At 39.0% G+C, this 241-nt stretch carries 1 protein-coding gene; it reads right to left on the bottom strand.

What is annotated here, in order from left to right; translation table 11 throughout:
* The coding region (locus SB724_RS21600) for a hypothetical protein (protein ID WP_410573101.1) at positions 1–241 on the bottom strand (241 nt) is incomplete at both ends.

The raw sequence follows: 241 nt of genomic DNA, 5'->3' as shown, positions 1-241 counted from the left end.
CTGCACTTCTCTTAACATTCTTAACTCCGCTACGCGCACATCTGCAGGTGGCATATTTTCAACTTCTTGGTATAAGTTACTAAATTCACTCTCTATATTCTCTACGAAATAACTTAGCTGTTTTACTGCTGCAGAGCTTGGAATCCCCAGTTCTTTTGCAAAAGCGATTACATCTGCTTTAGTAACATCACAGAAACGTTTTTTATCATTTATGGGAACGGATAAGGCTTCTTCTAGAGGC

The organism is Bacillus sp. SIMBA_031 (assembly GCF_046535225.1).
In the GTDB taxonomy this organism is placed as follows: Bacteria; Bacillota; Bacilli; order Bacillales; family Bacillaceae; genus Bacillus; species Bacillus velezensis.
Note: the sequence above shows the minus strand (reverse complement) of the source record. Positions and strands in the feature narration are given on the sequence as shown.